This is a genomic window from Burkholderia perseverans, from assembly GCF_022870505.1.
Classification (GTDB): Bacteria; Pseudomonadota; Gammaproteobacteria; order Burkholderiales; family Burkholderiaceae; genus Burkholderia; species Burkholderia plantarii.
Genome location: NZ_CP045094.1, coordinates 864,937 through 885,007 on the forward strand (window position 1 = coordinate 864,937; position 20,071 = coordinate 885,007).

General features: G+C 70.1%; 22 protein-coding genes. 6 read left to right on the forward strand and 16 right to left on the reverse strand.

Annotated elements, in window-relative coordinates:
* The first annotated feature begins 72 nt into the window (after positions 1 to 72).
* From waaC to waaA, 3 genes are read left to right on the forward strand one after another with little or no spacing between them, the layout of a single operon-like run.
* Positions 73 to 1,119: a lipopolysaccharide heptosyltransferase I gene (gene waaC / locus BpN12_RS18425; protein WP_342346225.1), complete on the forward strand. Its 1,047-nt coding sequence runs from the start codon at positions 73 to 75 to the stop codon at positions 1,117 to 1,119.
* A gap of 10 nt (positions 1,120 to 1,129) precedes the next feature.
* Positions 1,130 to 2,014 carry a Kdo hydroxylase KdoO gene (gene kdoO / locus BpN12_RS18430; RefSeq protein WP_246796950.1) on the forward strand — a complete coding sequence of 295 codons (885 nt, stop codon included), beginning with the start codon at positions 1,130 to 1,132 and terminating at the stop codon, positions 2,012 to 2,014.
* 37 nt (positions 2,015 to 2,051) lie between these two features.
* Positions 2,052 to 3,458, forward strand: a complete 1,407-nt coding sequence (waaA, locus tag BpN12_RS18435; protein WP_246796951.1) for a lipid IV(A) 3-deoxy-D-manno-octulosonic acid transferase — start codon at positions 2,052 to 2,054, stop codon at positions 3,456 to 3,458.
* 74 nt (positions 3,459 to 3,532) lie between these two features.
* Here waaA and ureG read toward each other — a convergent pair whose 3' ends face one another.
* From ureG to BpN12_RS18470, 7 genes are all read right to left on the reverse strand, one after another.
* Positions 3,533 to 4,177, reverse strand: coding sequence for an urease accessory protein UreG (gene ureG / locus BpN12_RS18440; RefSeq protein ID WP_246796952.1), 645 nt, complete (start codon positions 4,175 to 4,177; stop codon positions 3,533 to 3,535).
* Entirely contained in the window at positions 4,174 to 4,854 is a 681-nt protein-coding gene (locus BpN12_RS18445; RefSeq protein WP_246796953.1) for an urease accessory protein UreF, read from the reverse strand. The genes ureG and BpN12_RS18445 overlap by 4 nt, the downstream gene beginning before the upstream one ends.
* On the reverse strand, positions 4,841 to 5,614 hold the full coding sequence (ureE, locus tag BpN12_RS18450) for an urease accessory protein UreE (protein WP_246796954.1): 774 nt from the start codon (positions 5,612 to 5,614) through the stop codon (positions 4,841 to 4,843). The genes BpN12_RS18445 and ureE overlap by 14 nt, the downstream gene beginning before the upstream one ends.
* A gap of 7 nt (positions 5,615 to 5,621) precedes the next feature.
* The gene (gene ureC / locus BpN12_RS18455; RefSeq protein WP_246796955.1) at positions 5,622 to 7,328 is read right to left on the reverse strand and encodes an urease subunit alpha; all 1,707 of its coding nucleotides are present in this window, start codon (positions 7,326 to 7,328) and stop codon (positions 5,622 to 5,624) included.
* Positions 7,329 to 7,392: 64 nt separating this feature from the next.
* Positions 7,393 to 7,698: an urease subunit beta gene (locus tag BpN12_RS18460; RefSeq protein ID WP_246796956.1), complete on the reverse strand. Its 306-nt coding sequence runs from the start codon at positions 7,696 to 7,698 to the stop codon at positions 7,393 to 7,395.
* Positions 7,699 to 7,705: 7 nt separating this feature from the next.
* A complete protein-coding gene (locus BpN12_RS18465; protein ID WP_025098768.1) occupies positions 7,706 to 8,008 on the reverse strand; it encodes an urease subunit gamma in 303 nt (100 codons plus the stop codon).
* A 225-nt stretch (positions 8,009 to 8,233) separates the two neighbouring features.
* Positions 8,234 to 9,157 (reverse strand): urease accessory protein UreD, encoded by a 924-nt coding sequence (locus BpN12_RS18470; protein WP_246796957.1) that lies wholly within the window; start codon positions 9,155 to 9,157, stop codon positions 8,234 to 8,236.
* A 252-nt stretch (positions 9,158 to 9,409) separates the two neighbouring features.
* On the opposite strand from BpN12_RS18470, the gene hmuQ reads away from it, so the two are divergent.
* On the forward strand, positions 9,410 to 9,724 hold the full coding sequence (gene hmuQ / locus BpN12_RS18475; RefSeq protein ID WP_042624041.1) for a heme-degrading protein HmuQ: 315 nt from the start codon (positions 9,410 to 9,412) through the stop codon (positions 9,722 to 9,724).
* A gap of 74 nt (positions 9,725 to 9,798) precedes the next feature.
* On the opposite strand, the gene urtE is transcribed toward hmuQ, so the two are convergent.
* The 9 genes from urtE to hemN all read right to left on the reverse strand — a co-directional run bounded on the left by urtE (position 9,799) and on the right by hemN (position 18,958).
* Complete coding sequence (gene urtE / locus BpN12_RS18480) at positions 9,799 to 10,491, reverse strand: urea ABC transporter ATP-binding subunit UrtE (protein ID WP_246794146.1); 693 nt, start codon at positions 10,489 to 10,491, stop codon at positions 9,799 to 9,801.
* Between the two features lie 33 nt (positions 10,492 to 10,524).
* Positions 10,525 to 11,310, reverse strand: coding sequence for an urea ABC transporter ATP-binding protein UrtD (gene urtD, locus BpN12_RS18485; RefSeq protein ID WP_246797932.1), 786 nt, complete (start codon positions 11,308 to 11,310; stop codon positions 10,525 to 10,527).
* A gap of 53 nt (positions 11,311 to 11,363) precedes the next feature.
* Positions 11,364 to 12,542, reverse strand: a complete 1,179-nt coding sequence (urtC, locus tag BpN12_RS18490; RefSeq protein WP_246794148.1) for an urea ABC transporter permease subunit UrtC — start codon at positions 12,540 to 12,542, stop codon at positions 11,364 to 11,366.
* 4 nt (positions 12,543 to 12,546) lie between these two features.
* Complete coding sequence (gene urtB, locus BpN12_RS18495) at positions 12,547 to 14,160, reverse strand: urea ABC transporter permease subunit UrtB (protein ID WP_425306287.1); 1,614 nt, start codon at positions 14,158 to 14,160, stop codon at positions 12,547 to 12,549.
* Positions 14,161 to 14,248: 88 nt separating this feature from the next.
* A complete protein-coding gene (gene urtA, locus BpN12_RS18500) occupies positions 14,249 to 15,556 on the reverse strand; it encodes an urea ABC transporter substrate-binding protein (protein ID WP_246796958.1) in 1,308 nt (435 codons plus the stop codon).
* A 524-nt stretch (positions 15,557 to 16,080) separates the two neighbouring features.
* Entirely contained in the window at positions 16,081 to 16,404 is a 324-nt protein-coding gene (locus BpN12_RS18505) for a rhodanese-like domain-containing protein (RefSeq protein WP_042626413.1), read from the reverse strand.
* 28 nt (positions 16,405 to 16,432) lie between these two features.
* Complete coding sequence (locus BpN12_RS18510) at positions 16,433 to 17,086, reverse strand: protein-L-isoaspartate O-methyltransferase family protein (RefSeq protein ID WP_246796959.1); 654 nt, start codon at positions 17,084 to 17,086, stop codon at positions 16,433 to 16,435.
* Between the two features lie 105 nt (positions 17,087 to 17,191).
* Positions 17,192 to 17,449: a hypothetical protein gene (locus tag BpN12_RS18515; protein WP_070108351.1), complete on the reverse strand. Its 258-nt coding sequence runs from the start codon at positions 17,447 to 17,449 to the stop codon at positions 17,192 to 17,194.
* A 117-nt stretch (positions 17,450 to 17,566) separates the two neighbouring features.
* Positions 17,567 to 18,958: an oxygen-independent coproporphyrinogen III oxidase gene (hemN, locus tag BpN12_RS18520; RefSeq protein ID WP_246796960.1), complete on the reverse strand. Its 1,392-nt coding sequence runs from the start codon at positions 18,956 to 18,958 to the stop codon at positions 17,567 to 17,569.
* A gap of 171 nt (positions 18,959 to 19,129) precedes the next feature.
* Between hemN and BpN12_RS18525 the strand changes: the two genes are divergently transcribed.
* On the forward strand, positions 19,130 to 19,465 hold the full coding sequence (locus tag BpN12_RS18525; protein WP_246796961.1) for a YkgJ family cysteine cluster protein: 336 nt from the start codon (positions 19,130 to 19,132) through the stop codon (positions 19,463 to 19,465).
* Entirely contained in the window at positions 19,462 to 20,049 is a 588-nt protein-coding gene (locus BpN12_RS18530) for a DUF1439 domain-containing protein (protein WP_055138124.1), read from the forward strand. Before BpN12_RS18525 ends, BpN12_RS18530 begins: the two co-directional genes overlap by 4 nt.
* Positions 20,050 to 20,071 lie beyond the last annotated feature (22 nt).

Sequence of the window (20,071 nt, forward strand, 5' to 3'; positions counted from 1 at the left end):
CGCACGGCGCGCGCTGCCTGCGCCGTGTCCTGCCTCCACGGGACAAAATCCGGGACAAAGCCGGCCGACGCGATAAAATCGCGTCTTTCGGTCCGTACCGGCCTCCCGCCGTATTTTTTCAGCGTGCAAAAAATTCTGATCGTGCGCGTGTCGTCGCTCGGCGACGTCGTCCACAACATGCCGGCCATCGCCGACATTCACCGGCACCATCCGGACGCGCAGATCGACTGGCTGATCGAGGAAAGCTTCGTCGATCTGGTCAAGCTCGTGCGCGGCGTACACGACGTGCTGCCGTTCTCGCTGCGGCGCTGGCGCAAGTCGCTCGGCAGCGCGCGCACCTGGCGCGAGATCGCCGCGTTCCGCCGGCGCATCGCGGGCGAGCGCTACGACCTCGTGATCGACTGCCAGGGCCTCATCAAGAGCGCGTGGGTGGCGAGCTGGGCGCGCGGCCCGCTGGTCGGGCTCGGCAACCGCACCGACGGCGCCGGCTACGAATGGCCCGTGCGCTTCTTCTACCGCCGCCGCGTGCCGATCGCGGCGCGCACGCACGTGGTCGAGCGCACGCGCCAACTCGTGGCGGCGGCGCTCGGCGATCCCGAGCCGACGCCTGCCGACGAACTCGATTTCGGTCTTGACACGCATCAGGCGGCGCGCGCGCTCGCCTCGTTCCAGCTCAATCTTCCGGTACCCTACGTCGTGTTCGTCCATGCGACTTCGCGCGCCGACAAGCAGTGGCCCGACGCCGCCTGGATCGAACTCGGCCAGGCGCTCGTGCGGCGCGGCGCGTCGCTGGTGCTGCCGTGGGGCAGCGACGCGGAGCGCGTGACGAGCGAACGTCTCGCGAAGGAGTTCGGCGCGGCCGCGATCGTGCCGCCGAAGCTGTCGCTGGCGGCCGTGGTCGGGCTGATCGACGGCGCGGCGGCCACCGTCGGCGTCGATACGGGCCTCGTCCACATCGCGGCGGCGCTCAAGCGGCCCACCGTCGAGCTGTACAATTTCGCGACCGCATGGCGCACGGGCGGCTACTGGTCGCCGAACGTCGTCAACCTCGGCACGGCCGGCGCGCCGCCCTCGCTGTCCCAGGTGAAGGGCGCGCTCGCGTCGTTCGGCCTCCTGTAACGGTGTGTTCATGACCGAATCCCAGATCCTCGAAATCGCCTCGGCCGACTGGCGCGGCGAGCAGCTGGCCGTGCCGCGCGAGCAGCTGCTCGCCGCGCTCGAGACCGGCAAGGTGCTGTATTTCCCGAACCTGCGCTTCGCGATCGACGGCGGCGAGGAAGCGCTGCTCGATCCGGCGCTGGCCGACCCGAAGCGCAAGAACATCAGCCTCGCGCCGGACGGCAGCGCGGTGGCCGGCGTGCAGGGCGACGCGGTCACGCAGTCGGCCGTGCGCGCGCTGGTGGCGCGCTTCAAGCAACAGGCCGGCACGCTGGTGGACGGCCTCTTCCCCGAATATCGCGGCAAGCTGCGGATGGCGCCGACCAGCCTGCGCCTGCGCCAGGTCGAGACGCGCGAGACCTCGTGGCGCAAGGACGACAGCCGGTTGCACGTGGACGCGTTCCCGTCGCGGCCGAACTACGGCGAGCGGATCCTGCGCGTGTTCACCAACGTCAACCCGGCCGGCGTGCCGCGCGTGTGGCGCGTGGGCGAGCCGTTCGAGGACGTCGCGAAACGCTTCCTGCCCGGTATCCGCCCGCAGCTGCCGGGCTCGGCCTGGCTGCTCGACCTGCTGCACGTGACCAAGTCGAAGCGCAGCGCCTACGATCACCTGATGCTGCATCTGCACGACGCGATGAAGGCCGATCTCGACTACCAGCGCACGAGCCCGCAGCAAACCATGCCGTTCCCGTCCGGCTGCGTCTGGATCTGTTTCTCGGACCAGGCCTCGCACGCGGTGATGTCGGGCCAGTTCATGATGGAACAGACCTTCTTCCTGCCGGTCAAGGCGATGGCGCGGCCCGAATGCGCGCCGCTCGGCATCCTCGAACGCCTGCAGCAGCGCGCGCTCGTCTGAGCGCGGCGAACCGAACGGAAATCACGGTGATGTCCTCATGTTGAGAGCGGTGTATCGCGCGCTTTGGTGGATCGTCGCGCCCGCCGCAGTGCTGCGGCTGTTCTGGCGGTCGCGCCGCGAGCACGGCTATCGCGAGCATATCGGCGAGCGCTTCGGCCATCTCGCGCCGGCCATGCGCGCCGCGCGCGGCCCCGACGACGACGCGCCGCTGATCTGGGTCCACGCGGTGTCGGTCGGCGAGACGCGCGCCGCGCAGCCGCTGATCGAGGCGCTGCTGGCCGCGCGGCCCGACGCGAAGCTGCTCGTCACGCACATGACGCCGAGCGGGCGCGCCACCGGCGAGCAGCTGTTCGGCACGCGCGTGCTGCGCGCCTATCTCCCGTATGACATGCCGCATCTGGTGCGCCGCTTCCTGCGCGCCTGGCGGCCCACGCTCGGGCTCGTGATGGAGACCGAGGTCTGGCCGACGCTGATCGACGAATGCCGGCGCGCCGCGGTGCCGCTGGTGCTGACCAACGCGCGGATGTCGGCGCGCTCGTTCCGGCGCGCCGCGAAGTTCGGCCCGGCGGCGCGCGAGGTGTTCGGCGGTTTCTCGCGCGTGCTCGCGCAGAGCCCGTCCGACGCCGAGCGGCTGATGGCGCTCGGCGCGCGCAACGTGGTGGTGCTCGGCAACCTGAAGTTCGACATGAGTACGCCGCCCGAGCTGGCCGCGCGCGGTCGCGCCTGGCGCGAGGCGATCGGCCGGCGGCCGGTGTGGGTGGCGGCCAGCACGCGCGAGGGCGAGGAAGCGCTGGTGCTGCGCGCGTTCGCGGCGCTGAAGACGCCCGGCGCGCTGCTGATCCTGGTGCCGCGCCATCCGCAGCGCTTCGACGAGGTGGCCGCGCTGGCCGAGCGCGAGGGGCTCGCGCTCGAACGGCGCTCGGCGCGCTGGGCGCCCGGCGTGGCCGCGGCGGCGGCCGGCACGGCCGCGCCGCTCGAGGCCGGCGTGGCCGTGCTGCTCGGCGACTCGATGGGCGAACTCGGCGCCTACTACGCGGCGGCCGACGTGGCGTTCATCGGCGGCAGCCTGCTGCCGCTCGGCGGCCAGAACCTGATCGAGGCCTGCGCGGTGGGCGTGCCGGTGCTGATCGGGCCGCACGTCTTCAACTTCACGCAGGCCACCGCCGACGCGGTGGCGGCCGGCGCCGCCGCGCAGGTGCAGGATCCGGACGAGCTGGCGACGGTGCTCGACGCGCTGTTCGCCGATCCGGCGCGGCGCACCGCGATGGGCGCGGCCGGCGCCGCGTTCGCGGCGCGCCATCGCGGCGCGACCGCGCGCACCGTCGACGTGCTGACCGCGCTGCTGCCGCCGCATGGCGTGGCTATGCGGGGCGAGAACGGCGAGGGTGACAGTGAAGGCGAGGGCGACGCGAGCGACGGCAGCGGCGAGCCCGAGCCGGCCTGAGCCTGCGATTCGACTTTTCAATCCGAATCCGATCACGCGCCGCGGCTTTCGCGGCGCGTTTTTCTTCCAGGCCGTCAGGCCTCCAGCAAGCCCTTCTTCTCGATGAACGCGACCACTTCGGCAACGCCGTCGAGCGCCTTCAGGTTCGTCATCACGTAGGGCCGCTCGCCGCGCATCTTGCGCGTGTCGGAGGCCATCACGTCGAGGTTCGCGCCGACCAGCGGCGCGAGGTCGGTCTTGTTGATCACGAGCAGGTCCGACTTGGTGATGCCGGGGCCGCCCTTGCGCGGGATCTTCTCGCCGCCGGCCACGTCGATCACGTAGAGCGTCAGGTCCGACAGCTCGGGGCTGAAGGTGGCCGCGAGGTTGTCGCCGCCCGACTCGATGAAGACGATGTCGGCGTCGGGAAAGCGCCCCAGCATGCGATCGACGGCCTCGAGGTTGATCGACGCGTCCTCGCGGATCGCCGTGTGCGGGCAGCCGCCCGTCTCCACGCCCATGATGCGTTCCTCGGGCAGCGCGCCGGCCACCGTCAGCAGGCGCTGGTCTTCCTTGGTGTAGATGTCGTTGGTGATCGCGACCAGGTCGTAGCGTTCGCGCATCGCCTTGCAGAGCATTTCGAGCAGCGTGGTCTTGCCGGAGCCGACCGGGCCGCCGATGCCGACGCGCAGCGGCGGCAGCTTCTTGGTGCGGCGGGAGGAAGTGGGGGAAGTGGTCATGAGCGGAACAGTCGGGAGTACTGGGTTTCGTGCCGCGCCGACAGGATGCCGAGCAGCGGCGCGAACGTGTTGATGGCCTCGGGCGGCGTGGCCAGCGCGCGGCGCACCGCGGCGGCGATCGTGCCGCGCAGCGAGACCAGGATCTTCTGGCCGGCGAGCTGGCCGAGCGGCACCGCCTTCAGCGCCGCGGCGGCCTGATTCTCGACCCAGCCGAACGCGTAGGCGGTGAGCATGGCCTCGGGCGCCGCGTCGTGCGCGGCCGCCGCGAACGCGTAGGCGGTGGGCAGCGCGACCGGCCGCAGCGCGGCGAGCGTGGCGCGGCGTGCGGGGGCGCCCCATTCGAGCGCGCCGCACAGCTGCGCGAGCGACCAGCCCATCTGTTCGGTCTCGCGGCGCAGCTCGGCCGATTCGCGGCTCGCGATGAATTCGGCGTTGGCGTCGGCGAGCGCGGCCGCGTCGTGGCGGCGCCAGCGTTCGAGCTGGTGCGCGAGGAGCGGCAGCTCGCCCACCGCGAGCACGTCGGCGAGGCCGCTCGCGATCCAGTCGCGCGCGCTGTCGGCGTCGTGGATCAGGTTCGCGTCGAGCGCGGCCTCGAAGCCCTGCGAATAGCTGAACGCGCCGATCGGCAGCGCCGGCGAGGCCAGATGCAGCAACGCGACGAGTTCAGTCGTGTCCATGTCCGTGCCGGTGCGCGCAGCCGGGGCCGTGGCGATGGCCGTCGGCGCCGGGCGCGTCGTGTGGATGATCGTGATCGTGGCTGCCGGCGTGGCCGTCGTGCGAGTGGGCGTGGTCGTGCGCGTGCGAATGCGCATGCGAGTGGCCATGTGCGTGATCGTCGTGCGAATGCCCGCCATGCGAGTGGTCGTGCGCATGGCCGTGCCCGTGATCATGCCCGTGCCCCTCGTGCGAATGCGCGTGCCCGTGATGCTCGCCATACACCTGCTGCGCGAGCGCGTAATCCTCGGCGAAGGTCGCGTCGTGGCCGTGCCGGTGGCCGCCGCCGTAGGCGCCGGCCTCGGGCTGGAACGGCGCCTCGACGCGCTCGACGCGCGCGCCGAGCCGCGTCAGCATGTCGGCCAGCACCGGATCGTATTCGAGCTTGAGCGTCTGCGTGCCGATCTCGACCGGCGTGTGCCGGTTGCCGAGATGGTAGGCGGCGCGCGTGAAGGTCAGCGCGTCGGGCGCGCGCACCAGCAGCACCGCCTCGGCGGCGGCGACGATCCGCACCAGGCCGCCGTCGTCGGCCACCAGCACGTCGCCGTCGGCGAGCACGGTGCCGCGCGGCAGCACCACGCCGAGTGCCTCGCCGGAGTCGAGCGTGGCCGCGAAGCGGCTCCTGCAGCGTGCGTCGTAGGCGAGCGTGAGGGTCGGCGCGCGCGCCACCAGCGACGCGGCGAGCCTGACGTTGGGGGCGATGCGTTTGTCGAGCGTGCGCATGGAATCGTCAGAACAGGAAATAACGCTGCGCCATCGGCAGCACGGTGGCGGGTTCGCAGGTCAGCAGCTGGCCGTTGGCCACCACGTCGTAGGTCTCGGGATCGACGCTGATGCTCGGCCGCCACGCGTTGTGGATCATGTCGGCCTTCGTCACGCTGCGGCAGTTGCGGACCGCCACGACGCGCTTGGCGAGCCCGTAGCGCGCCGCCACGCCGGCGTCGGCCGCGAGTTGCGAGACGAAGGTCAGCGAGGTGCGTCCGAGCGCGCCGCCGCGCGTGGCGAACATGTCGCGGAAGTGGACCGGCTGCGGCGTCGGGATCGACGCGTTCGGGTCGCCCATCTGGGCTACCGCGATCATCCCGCCCTTCAGGATCATGGCCGGCTTCACGCCGAAGAACGCCGGCTCCCACAGCACCAGGTCGGCCCACTTGCCGGGCTCGATCGAGCCCACTTCATGCGCGATGCCGTGCGTGAGCGCCGGGTTGATGGTGTACTTCGCGACGTAGCGCCTGGCGCGGAAATTGTCGTTGCGCGCGCCGTCCTCGGGCAGCGCACCGCGCTGCACCTTCATCTTGTGCGCGGTCTGCCACGCGCGGATGATCACCTCGCCCACGCGGCCCATCGCCTGCGAGTCGGACGACATCATCGACAGCGCGCCGAGATCGTGCAGGATGTCCTCGGCCGCGATCGTCTCGCGGCGGATCCGCGATTCGGCGAACGCGAGATCCTCGGCGATCGACGCGTCGAGGTGATGGCAGACCATCAGCATGTCGAGGTGTTCGTCGAGCGTGTTGATCGTGAACGGCCGCGTCGGGTTGGTCGACGAGGGCAGCACGTTCAGCTCCGAGCAGACCTTCAGGATGTCGGGCGCATGGCCGCCGCCCGCGCCTTCGGTGTGATAGGTGTGGATCGTGCGGCCCTTGAACGCGGCCACCGTCGATTCGACGAAGCCGCCCTCGTTGAGCGTGTCGGTGTGGATCGCCACCTGCGTGTCGGTGGCGTCCGCCACGCTCAGGCAGTTGTCGATCGCGGCCGGCGTCGAGCCCCAGTCCTCGTGCAGCTTGAGGCCGATCGCGCCGGCCGCGATCTGCTCCTCGGCCGGCTTGGGCAGGCTCACGTTGCCCTTGCCGAGAAAGCCGATGTTGACCGGCCAGCCGTCGGCCGCCTGCAGCATTCGTTCGAGGTGCCACGGCCCCGGCGTGCAGGTGGTGGCGTTGGTGCCGGCGGCCGGCCCGGTGCCGCCGCCGATCATGGTGGTCACGCCCGAGGCGAGCGCCTCGTCGATCTGCTGCGGGCTGATGAAATGGATGTGCGTGTCGATGCCGCCCGCCGTGACGATCCTGCCTTCGCCGGCGATCACCTCGGTGGCCGCGCCGATCGCGATCGTCACGCCGGGCTGGATGTCGGGGTTGCCGGCCTTGCCGATCGCGGCGATGCGGCCGTCCTTGATCGCGATGTCGGCCTTCACGATGCCCCAGTGGTCGAGGATCACCGCGTTGGTGATGACGGTGTCGGCCACCTCGGCGGCCACGCGCTGCGACTGGCCCATGCCGTCGCGGATCACCTTGCCGCCGCCGAATTTCACTTCCTCGCCGTAGATCGTGCAGTCGCGCTCGACCTCGATCAGCAGGTCGGTGTCGGCGAGGCGGATGCGGTCGCCGGTGGTCGGGCCGAACATTTCCGCGTAGGCGCGGCGGCTCAAGCGTAGTGTCATGGTGTGGATTCCCGGGGCGCCTGCGGGCGCCGTGTGCGGAACGAATGGAAGCGGCGGCGGGCGCTCAGAGCGCGCCCATCACCTTGCCCTGGAAGCCGTAGACGACGCGGTCGCCGGCCAGCTCGACCAGCTCGACGGTGCGCGTCTGGCCCGGCTCGAAACGCACCGCGGTGCCCGAGGCGACGTTGAGCCGGTAGCCGCGCGCGGCCGCGCGATCGAACGACAGCGCGTCGTTGACTTCGTGGAAGTGGTAGTGCGAGCCGACCTGCACCGGCCGGTCGCCGGTGTTGGCCACCGCCAGCGTGATGGTGGCGCGGCCCGCGTTCAGTTCGTGTTCGCCGTCGTCGACGAGGATCTCACCGGGAATCATCGCGGCCTCACGGAATCGGGTGGTGGACGGTGACGAGCTTGGTGCCGTCGGGGAAGGTCGCCTCGACCTGGATGTCGGGGATCATCTCCGGCACGCCGTCCATCACGTCCTCGCGCGTGAGCAGCGTGGTGCCGTAGTGCATCACCTCCGCGACGGTCTTGCCGTCGCGCGCGGCCTCCATCAGCGCCGCGGTGATGAACGCGACCGTCTCCGGATAGTTGAGCTTCAGGCCGCGCGCGCGGCGGCGCTCGGCGAGCAGCGCGGCGGTGAAGATCAGCAGCTTGTCTTTTTCTCGTGGAGTCAGCTTCATGAAAGCCCGATATTTGGCTTGACGTAATAATTCGTTCGTGCGTGGGGCACGCGGTCAACGATCGTAGCATCGTGGTCGCGCATCGCGTCGGAACGTTTCAGGATGCAAGCCGTGTGCCATGCAGCAGTGCGTTGCAGCGGGCGATTTCGGGCGGATTTTCACTGTCCTGGTGCGCGGACGGCCGGGCGGCGCCGCGCGTTCGCACCGCGCGGGTGCGCGGTGCGCTCAGGTCTGCCAGAGGCGCAGCGGGCGGGCCTCGAGGCCATGCACGATCGGGCGCAGCTGCATCCAGAGCGAGACGAACAGCTGCTGCAGCGGCTCCATCGAGGCCGACAGCGCGCGGATCAGGATCACGCGTGGCGCGACGCAGGTGGCGCCGGCGCGCAGCGTGGCGTCGAACGGCAGCGCCGGCGCGAGCGATTCGGCGAGCGCCTCGGTGCAGGCGTCGCCGATCGCCCAGAGCGTGCCGTAGACGGGGAAGCCGGCGAGGCCCTGCGCGGTGACGCGCAGCGGCTCGCTGGCGCCGAGATGGGCGCGCTCGATCCAGAGCGGCTCGCCGGCCGCGGTGCCGATGCGCGCATAGGACGCGATCCGGCCCAGCGACCAGGTCTCGCCGGCCGCCTGGCGGCCGAGCTGCGAGGCGTCCCAGCCGAGCACGCTGGCGCGCTCGCCGAGCGTGAGCGAGAACTCGAGCGAGGCCTGCGCGGCATCGAAGAACAGGTTGTTCTGCGGCAGCCAGTCGAGCGTCGCGCCGTCGCCGACCTCGATCGCGATGCGCTGCCGCGCGTCGAGTCCGTTCGACTTGTACCATTTGGTCGCGCCCGGCGTCGTGATCACCGCCTGCGAGCCGGCGCCCACGCGCACCGCGATGTCGAGCCGGTCGCCGCCCGCCACGCCGCCGGGCGGATGCACGATCACGGCGTGGCAGATCGCGTCGCCTTCCGGGTACAGCGGGCGCTGGATTCGCAGCGGGCCGTCGTGGCGGCGATGCACGAGCGCCGTGCGCGCCTGCTGCCGCTCGAAGCCGAGTTCGAGCATCGCGCGCCACGATTTCTTCGCGGCGGGCGGGGCCGGGGCGGACGTGCCGGAAGCGTCGGGGGCAGCGGGAGCATCGGGGGCAGGGCGGGCGTGCGGATCGTGGGCGGACATCGAACTGGGGAAGCGTCGGGTGGTCAGGCGGTGAATCGGGGCATCGGACGGCGCGGCGGGCGGGCCGACGAGGCTCAACGTGGATTGGGTGGATCGGACATCGGCGCCGCGCGGCACGCCGTCATGCTACCTCACGCCCGGCGGTGGCCGGCTGTCGCGCACGTCGCGCCGGGCGGCACGGTACACTTTCGCGGTCCGCCCGAGGGCGTCGTCAACCGCCGCGCGAATCGCCGGCCAACAGGAATCGAGCGTATGTATATCGCAATGAATCGTTTCAAGGTGGCATTGGGTTCCGAGAAGGATTTCGAACAGGTCTGGCTGGAGCGCGACTCGCAGCTCAAGCAGGTGCCGGGTTTCGTCGAGTTCCATTTGCTGCGCGGCCCCGTGCGCGACGATCACGTGCTCTATGCGAGCCACACGATCTGGGCCGACGAGGCCGCCTTCACGGCCTGGACCCAGTCCGAGGCGTTCCGCGCGGCGCACCGCAACGCGGGCGGCGCCAATCGCCCGCTCTATCTCGGCCATCCCGAGTTCGAGGGCTTCGAGGTCATCCAGACCGTCGCCTGAGGCATCCTGCCTCGCACACCGGCGCGGCCGCCAAGTGGCCCGCGCCGGCTGTCTTTCCTTCCTCGTCGCACCCTTCAGACCGCAATCATCTCGCGCACGCCGTGCTGCTCCATTTCGCTGCCGGCACCGCCCGCCACGATCTCGCCGCGGCTCATCACCCAGTAATGATCGGCGATCGAGCGTGCGAAATCGTAGTACTGCTCCACCAGCAGCACCGTCATCCCGGTCTCGTCAACGAGCTGCCGCAGCGTGCGGCCGATGTCCTGGATGATCGACGGCTGGATGCCCTCGGTCGGCTCGTCGAGGATCAGCAGCTGCGGCTCGCTCATCAGCGCACGGCCGATCGCGAGCTGCTGCTGCTGGCCGCCCGACAGGTCCCCGCCGCGCCGCGCGCGCATGTCCTTCAGCACCGGAAACAGCTGGTAGATCCGCTCCGGCACCTTCGACGGCGCCTTGCGGCTGGCCGCGCCCACCAGCAGGTTCTCTTCCACGGTCAGGCGCGGAAAGATATCGCGGCCCTGCGGCACGTAGGCGAGGCCGGCCGCCACGCGCGCATGCGGGGCGAGCGCGTCGAGCGTGCGGCCTTGCCAGGCAATGGTGCCGCGCTTGGCGGCCACCACGCCCATCAGGCAGCGCAGCAGCGTGGTCTTGCCCACGCCGTTGCGCCCGAGCAGCACGGTCAGCTTGCCGGCCTCGGCGCTCAGGTTCACGTCGCGCAGGATGTGGCTGCCGCCGTAGTACTGGTTCAGCGATTCGATCTTCAGCATGGCTCGTCTTGCATCCTTATCCGTGCATCTTCGTCAGCGTCCGAGGTACGACTCGATCACGGCCTCGTCGCGCTTGACTTGCTCGAGCGTGCCCTGCGCGAGCACCGCGCCCTCGGCCATCACGGTCACGCGCCCGGTCTCGCCGGCCAGCGCCGCGACGAACTCCATGTCGTGCTCCACCACCATCATCGAGCAGGTGCCGCGCAGCGTGTTGAGCAGCTGCGCGAGTTCCATCGTCTCGTGATCGGTCATGCCGGCGGCCGGCTCGTCGAGCAGCAGCAGCGCGGGCTGCTGCATCAGCAGCATGCCGATCTCGAGCCGCTGCTTCTGGCCGTGCGAGAGTTCGCCGGCGAGCCGATAGGCGCTGTCCTCGAGCTTGATCAGTTCGAGCGTGGCCTCGATGCGGGCCTGCGCCGCGCGATCGAGCCGCGCGCGCAGCGAGGCGAGCCAGCCCTTGTCGGCCTTCATCGCCAGTTCGAGGTTTTCCCACACCGGGTGCGCCTCGAACACGGTCGGCTTCTGGAACTTGCGGCCGATGCCGATGCGCGCGATCTCGGGCTCGTTCATCCGCGCGAGATCGATGGTCTGGCCGAGGAACACCTTGCCCGAGTCGGGTTTGGTCTTGCCGGTGATCACGTCCATCATGGTGGTCTTGCCGGCGCCGTTCGGGCCGATCACGCAGCGCAGCTCGCCCGCGTCGATCGCCAGCGACAGCTTCCTGAGCGCGCGAAAGCCGTCGAAGCTGACCTCGATGTCTTCCAGATAGAGGATCGTGCCGTGCGAGGTGTCGATCGTGCCCGGCTCGACCACGCGCCCCATCGAGGCCACGCCGCTCACGGTCAGCGTGTCATCCTGCGTTGCCACGTTATGGCTCATCGGCGCGCTCCGCGTTTCAGAAGGGACTCGACCAGCCCGACGATGCCGCGCGGCATCAGGAGCGGCACCAGCACGAAGATCAGGCCGAGGAAGAACAGCCAGTATTCGGCGAAGTAGGCGGTGAAGAAGCTCTTGGCGCCGTTCACGGCGAACGCGCCGAGGATCGGCCCGATCAGCGTGCCGCGCCCGCCCACGGCCACCCAGATCGCCATCTCGATCGAGTTGCCCGGCGACATCTCGCCGGGATTGATGATGCCGACCTGCGGCACGTAGAGCGCGCCGGCGATGCCGCACAGCACGGCCGACACGGTCCACACGAACAGCTTGTAGGCGAGCGGGCTGTAGCCGAGGAACATCAGGCGCGTTTCGCCGTCGCGCACGGCGGTGACCACGCGGCCGAGCTTCGAGGTGACGATCGCGCGCGCGGCCACGAACGCGAGCACCAGCGTGGCGAACGTCAGCAGCAGCAACACCGTGCGCGTGCCGGGCGTGGTGATGCCGAAGCCGGCGAGGCGCTTGAAGTCGGTGAAGCCGTTATTGCCGCCGAAGCCGGTCTCGTTGCGGTAGAACAGCAGCATCGCGGCGAACGTCATGGCCTGCGTGATGATCGACAGGTACACGCCCTTCACGCGCGAGCGGAACGTGAAGAAGCCGAACACCCAGGCGACCACGGCGGGCACGAGCACCACCAGCGCGAGCGCGACGATCAGATGATCGGAGCCGCTCCAGTACCACGGCAGCTGCTTCCAGTTCAGGAACACCATGAAGTCGGGCAGGTTGCTGCCGTACACGCCGTCGTGGCCGATCTCGCGCATCAGGTACATGCCGATCGCGTAGCCGCCGAGCGCGAAGAACAGGCCGTGGCCGAGGCTCAGAATCCCGCAGTAGCCCCACACGAGATCGAGCGCGAGCGCGCCGATCGCGTAGCACATGAACTTGCCGGCGATCGTCATCGCGTAGGCCGAGAGGTGGAACGCGCTCGACTCGGGCGCGACGAGCGCCGCGAGCGGCACGCCGATGCCGATCGCGAGGCACAGCGCGACGAGCGCGAGCCAGGCGCGGCGCGAGAGCAGCGCCGCGCGCGGCGGCAGGCCGAGCGCGAAGCCGGGCGCGCCGGCGGGCGAGGGCGTGGGCACCGTGGCCGGCGCAAGGGAGGAAGAGGTGATCGAAGTCATCAGGTCAAGCCTCCGCGCTGCGGCCCTTCAGGGCGAACATGCCCTGCGGGCGTTTCTGGATGAACAGCACGATCATCACGAGCACGACGATCTTGGCCAGCACGGCGCCCCAGAACGGTTCGATCGCCTTGCTGACCAGGCCGAGGCCGAAGCCGCCCACCACCGTGCCGGCGATCTGGCCGACCCCGCCGAGCACCACCGCCATGAACGAATCGATGATGTAGTTCTGGCCGAGGTCGGGGCCGACATTGCCGATCTGCGAGAGCGCGCAGCCGCCCAGGCCGGCGATGCCGGCGCCGAACGCGAACGCGTAGGAATCGACGCGCGCGGTCTTCACGCCGACGCAGGCCGCCATCCGGCGGTTCTGCGTAACGGCGCGCACGAACAGGCCGAGCCGCGTCTTCGTCAATACGCCCCAGGCGACGGCCACCACGGCGAGCGAGAACGCCAGGATCACGATCCGGTTGTACGGCAGGATCAGGTTCTGCATCACCGTCACGCCGCCGCTCATCCAGGCGGGGTTGGCCACCTGCACGTTCTGCGCGCCGAAGATCATGCGGGTGGCCTGGATCAGGATCAGGCTCACGCCGAAGGTGGCGAGCAGCGTCTCGAGCGGGCGGCCATAGAGGTGCCGGAGCACCGTGCGTTCGAGCACGATGCCGATGAGGGCCGCGGCCGCGAACGAGGCCGGCACGGCCACCAGCGGATACCAGTCGAAGGCGCCGGGCGCGTAGCGCTGGAACAGCGTCTGCACCACGTAGGTGGCGTAGGCGCCGATCATCAGGAATTCGCCGTGCGCCATGTTGATCACGCCGATCAGGCCATAGGTGATGGCCAGGCCCAGCGCGGCGAGCAGCAGCACGCTGCCGAGCGAGAGCCCCGCGAACAGCGTGCTGGCGATCTCGCCGCGCTCCTGCAGCGCATGCAGCGCGTCGAGCCCCTGCTGGGCCGCGTCGCGCACGCGTGCATCGGGTTCGGCATAGGCGCCGTTGGCCTGCTTGGCCACCAGCGGGCGCAACTGCTCGATCATGTCGAGGTCGTGGCGCGCGGCCACCAGCTGCACCGCTTCGAGGCGTTTGGCGGGATCGGCGTCGTGCAGCGCGGCGATGGCCCACAGCGCGTCGAGCCGGCGCTTGAGCGTCGAGTCGGTTTCCTTGGCGCGGGCGCGGTCGATCAGCGGCTTGTCGGAGGCGTCGGGATTCTTCAGCAGCGCGTCGACGGCAGCCGTGCGCGTGGCGAGGTCGGGCGAGGCGAGGTCGAGGCCGGACAGCGCGTTGGCGACCTTGCTGCGCAGCAGGTTGTTGAGCGTGACGGGCTGGGCGTCGCCGGGCGGCACCACGGCGCCCGAGAGCGCGTCGCGGGTGCTGCCGTCGTCGGCCTGCAGCAGGAGCTTGCCGCTGTCGGTGGCGAGCGCGGCGCCGTCGGCCAGCGCGTGCAGCAGCGCGACCGAGGGCGCGTCGCCGGCCGCGGCGAGGTGGTCGATCGCGGCGAGTTTCGCGTCGAAGTCGTCGCCGGCCAGCGCGGCCGTGTCGGCGGCCTCGAGCGCGAAGGCGGCGGGGCTGCCGAGGGCGCATGCCGCGCAAACCAGCAGCATGCGCGTGAAGGAGCGCAGAGTCATGGGAGGGATCCGTCGAGCGAGGACATCGCGGGACCGGCGGCGTGCGGAGGCATGCAGCCGGTCCCGGGGCAGTGCTTTTACGCGACTGTTACGCGAGCGCGGCGGCGCGGCGGCGGCGCAGGAAGTCGCCGATCGAGCTGACCACGTCGGGCTTGCCGGCGTTACCGGGGATGTACGGGCTCCACGGTTGCGCGCGGATCGTGGTCTTGGTGCGCCAGACCACGTTGAACTGGCCGTCGGCGCGGATCTCGCCGATCATCACCGGCTTGTGCAGGTGGTGGTTGCCGTCCATCTCCAGCACGAAGCCCGACGGTGCGTTGAACTTCTGGCCGACCATCGCCGTGCGCACCTTGTCGACGTCGACGCTTTTGGCCTTCTCGACGGCCTGCTTCCACATGTGGATACCGACATAGGTGGCCTCCATCGGGTCGTTGGTGACGCGCTTGGCGCCGCCGGGCAGGTTGTTCTTCTTCACCCAGTCCGCGAACATCGCCTTGAACGTCGTATTTTCCGGGTTGCGCAGCGACATGAAGTAGTTCCAGGCGGCGAGGTTGCCGACCAGCGGCTTGGTGTCGATGCCGCGCAGCTCCTCCTCGCCGACCGAGAACGCCACCACCGGCACGTCGGTGGCCTTGAGGCCCTGGTTGCCGAGTTCCTTGTAGAACGGCACGTTGGAGTCGCCGTTGATGGTGGAGATCACGCAGGTCTTGCCGCCCTGGGAGAAGGTGCGGATGTTCGAGACGATGGTCTGGTAGTCGCTGTGGCCGAACGGGGTGTAGACCTCCTGGATGTCGGCGTCCTGCACGCCCTTGGACTTCAGGAACGCGCGCAGGATCTTGTTGGTGGTGCGCGGGTAGACGTAGTCGGTGCCGAGCAGGAAGAAGCGCTTGGCGGCGCCGCCCTCGGCGCTCATCAGGTACTCGGTGGCGGGGATCGCCTGCTGGTTCGGCGCGGCGCCCGTGTAGAACACGTTGCGCGACATCTCCTCGCCTTCGTACTGGACGGGATAGAACAGCAGGCCGTTCAGTTCCTCGAACACGGGCAGCACGGACTTGCGCGAGACCGAGGTCCAGCAGCCGAACACGACGGCGACCTTGTCCTGGGTGAGGAGGCCGCGGGCCTTCTCGGCGAACAGCGGCCAGTTCGAGGCGGGATCGACCACCACCGGCTGGAGCTGGCGCCCCATCACGCCGCCGGCTTGGTTGATCTGCGCGATCGTCATCAGCGCGGTGTCCTTCAGCGAGGTCTCGGAGATCGCCATCGTGCCCGACAGCGAATGCAGGATGCCAACCTTGATCGGACCCGTGCCTTCGGCGGCGCGCGCGAACGGCACGCGCCCCGCGAGCGTGAGGGCACCCGCCATCGAACCGACCTTCAACAGACTGCGACGCTTCATCGATATCCCCTTGACGTGTTGGCATGTGTGCGCCGGCCGGCGCTGTCGGGAGGGACTACGCAAGGCATGTGCCAGAGGCCGGCAAACCCCGTGCCGGCGCGGTTTCAGCGGCGCTTCGGCGGCGCCGCGACGAGGCAGGCGGGCGGGGCGGGTGGGCCGTCTCGGTGCAGCGGCGCGGGCGAACCTGGTGCATCGAGGCGCGATGCACGATGCGGGGTCATGCGGCGCGGTACGGCCCGCGCGGCGCGCACGTCCGCGTGGCATGGCGCGCACCGAGATGCGTCGTCGAGCGGGCGGTGGGACGGCGGGGAGAGCGGGACGGCGGAGGCGGGCGGCCGGCATGGCGCCCGGAAACACTGCACGCGAACGCGGCGCGGGGCGCTCGACATGACGGCGAGGCGGGAAAGTGCGGCCCAGCCTGAAAGGCGTGGCCCGAAAACGCCGACGCCGCGGCCGGTCAGGGCCGCGGCGTCGCGGGATCGACTACCGTGCGAGGCGCCGCGGCGCGGCGCAACGGCGCGGGATCAGTAGCGCGGCACGGACGGGTCGACGTCGCGCGACCACGCGTCGATGCCGCCCTGCAGGTTGTAGAGCTTCGTGAAGCCGCGCGATTCGAGGAACATCGCGACCTGCGCGCTGCGCATGCCGTGATGGCAGACGCAGACGATCTCGGCTTCGTCGTCGAGTTCCTCGCTGCGCGCGGGGATCTGCTGCATCGGGATCGACACGCTGCCGGCGAGGCTCGCGGTCGCGACCTCCCACGGTTCGCGCACGTCGAGCACGACGGGCGCGGGGCGCGACGAATCGGCGAGCCAGGCGGCCAGCGCGGGGGCGGTCAGGATCTGCATCGGCATGGGCGTGAGCGGTAGGCGGGAATCAGAAACGGAAGCGCGACGGCTCCATCGCGTTGACGAGGTGGTCGATGTAGGTTTCGAACACGTCGGCGACGCGGAACTGCTTGTCGTCGATGCGCGTGATGATCTGCGCCTTCATGACCGGCCGCGAGCCGACGAAGGCCGCGAGCCGGCCGCCCACCTTCAGCTGCTCGAGCAGTTCCTGCGGCACCACCGGCAGGCCGCCCGACACGCAGATCACGTCGTAGGGGCCTTTCTCGGGCAGGCCGCGCGCGGCGTCGCCGAGCACCACCTCGGCGTTCGTCACGCCGTTGTTACGCAGGTTGTCGGCCGCGAACTGCACGAGATCGGGATCGATGTCGACCGTCACCACGTGCTGGCCGCGGTGGGCGAGCAGTGCGGCCATGTAGCCGGAGCCGGCGCCGATTTCGAGGATGCTCTCGTGCTTCTTCACCGCGAGTTCCTGCAGCATGCGCGCCTCGACGCGCGGCGCCAGCATCTTCTGGCCGCCGGGCAGCGGCAGTTCGAGATCGGCGAACGCGAGATCGCGGTACACGGCGGGCACGTAGTGTTCGCGCTTGACGACCGACAGCAGGCTCAGGACCTCCTGATCCAGCACGTCCCACGGCCGGATCTGCTGTTCGATCATGTTGAAGCGCGCATTTTCGATGTTCATGGTGGTCATGCCGCAGGGCGGCCGTCAGCGGGGAGATTAACGCGGCGATTGTACCAAACGACGGCCGATTTCAGCGCCGGAACAGGGCGGCCGCGCTGCGGGGCGTCAGCGTTTGGCGTTGCGGATCTTTTCCTCGAACGCCACGTCGAGTTTGCTTGCCTTGCGCGGCGCCGGCGGCGCGATGGCGTTGACGAACGCGACGAACTCATCGGGCGGCAGCGGCGCGCAGAGCTTCTCGGCGGTGCCGCTCGAGCGGTCGGTCAGGTAGAACAGGTCGCCCGGCACGCTGACGGCGGCATAGCGCGTGTTGCCGGTGCGGGTCTTCAGGCGTTCGACCGCGAGGGTCGCTTTGGTCGTGCGCATCGTGGTGGAGCGGAGAGCGGCAGGGAAACCATCACTGTAGCGCAGATGGCGGGCCGCGGCGCCCGCCCGCGTGCCCGGGCCTGCCCGAGCGCGTACCCGTCGGGCGCCGCGCCGGTCTCAGACCGTGCGCGAGCAGCGCCCGGCGCTGGCGTTCGACAGATAGGCGTCGAACGTCATCGCGATGTTGCGCACGAACAGGCGCCCGGCCGGATGGATCGTCAGGCGATCGCGTTCGATCGTGAGCAGCCCGTCGCGTTCGAATTCGCCGAGCGCGGCGAGTTCGGGCGCGAAGCGTTCGGCGAAGCGGATCCCGTAGGCAGCCTCCAGTTCGGCGAACGGCAGCGTCAGGTTACACATGAGCCGCATGATCACGTCGCGGCGCAGCCGGTCGTCCACCGACAGCCGCACGCCGCGCACGATCGGCAGCCGGCCCGCGTCGAGCGCCGCGCTCCAGCCGGCCAGGTCCTTCGCGTTCTGGGCGTAGACGTCGCCGACCTTGCCGATCGACGACACGCCCACGCCGATCAGGTCGGTGTCCGCGCGCGTGCTGTAGCCCTGGAAGTTGCGCTGCAGCGTGCCGTTGCGCTGCGCGGCGACCAGCTCGTCGCCGGGCCGCGCGAAATGATCCATGCCGATGTAGACGTAGCCGGCCTGCGTCAGCATCTCGATGGCGAGGCCGAGCAGCGCGACGCGCTCGGCCGGCGGCGGCAGCTGCGCGTCGTCGATGCGGCGCTGCATCTTGAACAGCGTCGGCAGGTGGGCGTAGCCGAACACGGAAATCCGGTCCGGCGCGAGTTCGATCACGGTGTCGAGCGTGCGCGCGAAGGTGGCCACGCTCTGCTTCGGCAGCCCGTAGATCAGGTCGACGCTGATCGAGCGATAGCCGACCAGCCGCGCCGCCGAAATCAGGCTGGCGGTGCGCTCGATCGGCTGGACCCGGTTGATCGAGCGCTGCACCTCGGCATCGACGTCCTGCACGCCGAGGCTCAGGCGGTTGAAGCCCTGCATGCGCAGATGCGCGAGCGTGGCCGGCACGGCCGTGCGCGGGTCGATCTCGATCGAGATCTCGGCCTCGTCGTCGGGCGCGATCGGAAAGCAGGCGCGCGTGGCGGCCATCAGCTCGGCCGTCTGCGCATCGGACAGGAAGGTCGGCGTGCCGCCGCCCCAGTGCAGCTGCGTGATCACGCGGTCCGGGTCGAAGCGCCCGGCCTGCAGCGCCAGCTCGCGCTTGAGCCGTTCGAGGTATGGCACCGCATGCGCGCGGTTGTTGGTCGCGATCCGGTTGCAGCCGCAGTAGAAGCAGGCCGTCGCGCAGAACGGGATGTGGACGTACAGCGACAGCTCGCTGGACGCCGCGCCGGGATCGGCCGCCGCGCGCGCGTAGTGGTCGGGATCGAACGCCTCGTCGAACTGCAGCGCGGTCGGATACGACGTGTAGCGCGGGCCGTTGACCGCGTATTTCGCGAGCAGATCGGGCCGGAACAATGAGGATGGGGAGCAGGACGTCATGATTGGAATCGACAGGCGACGGGCGACGCGGTTCAGTCTAGTGGCGCGACGCGCGATCGAGGTCGTCCGATCTCGTGGAAGTTTGAGATGGCACAATGCGGGTTCGCGCGGCGGGGTGATGATCCCGCTGCCCGTTTGACCCAGTCTCAGCCAGTGACGCGAACCCGTGACGTGAACCCGTCAGTCAATCCCGATCCCGCGGCGCCCGCGCGCGCCGCCGCCGCGCATGCCTGCCGCGAAGGCTGCGGCGCCTGCTGCATCGCGCCGTCGATCTCGAGCCCGATCCCCGGCATGCCGGCGGGCAAGCCCGCGGGCCAGCGCTGCGCGCAGCTCGGCGACGATCTGCGCTGCGCGATCTTCGGGCAGCCCGAGCGGCCCGCCTGCTGCTCGGGCCTGCAGCCCGACGACGAGATGTGCGGCGGCTCGCGCGGCGAGGCGCTCGCGTGGCTGACCCGGCTCGAGGCCGCGACGCGCCCCGGCTCGCCAGCAGCAGGAGAATCCGCATGACGTTTTCCCGGACGCGCGGCCGGCGCCGCCTCGCGCTTGCCGCGCTCGCGGCCCTCGGCGTGTCGGTGTCGCTGGCCGCCTGCGGCGCGACGCCGACTTTCCCGTTCATCCCGAACCACTACACGTTCTCGAAATCGGACGTGCAGCGGGCCGTGGCGCGCAAATTCCCGTACCAGCACACCGTCTCGCAGGTGTTCGAGGTCGCGCTCGCGAATCCGGCCGTGGGCATGCTGCCCGAGCAGAACCGGATCGCCGTGCAGCTCGACGCGCGCTTCGCGAGTCCGTTCCTGCGCGAGCCCGTGAGCGGCACGTTTACCGTTTCCGCACAGCTGGCTTACGATCCGGCGAGCCTGTCGGTGGTGCTGCGCGCGCCGGCCGTCGACAGCGTCAACCTCGACGGCGACGCCCAGGCCTACACCGCGCAGGTCGGCCAGGCCGCCGGGCTGCTCGCCACGCAGCTGCTGACCAACTATCCGATCTACACGTTCAAGCCGGAGCAGCTGCAATTCGCCGGCGTGAGCTACGAACCCGGTACAATTACGATCCTTACAAACGGCATACGCGTCGAAATCGTCGAGAAGTGACGAATTCGGGCGTGCGGCCGGG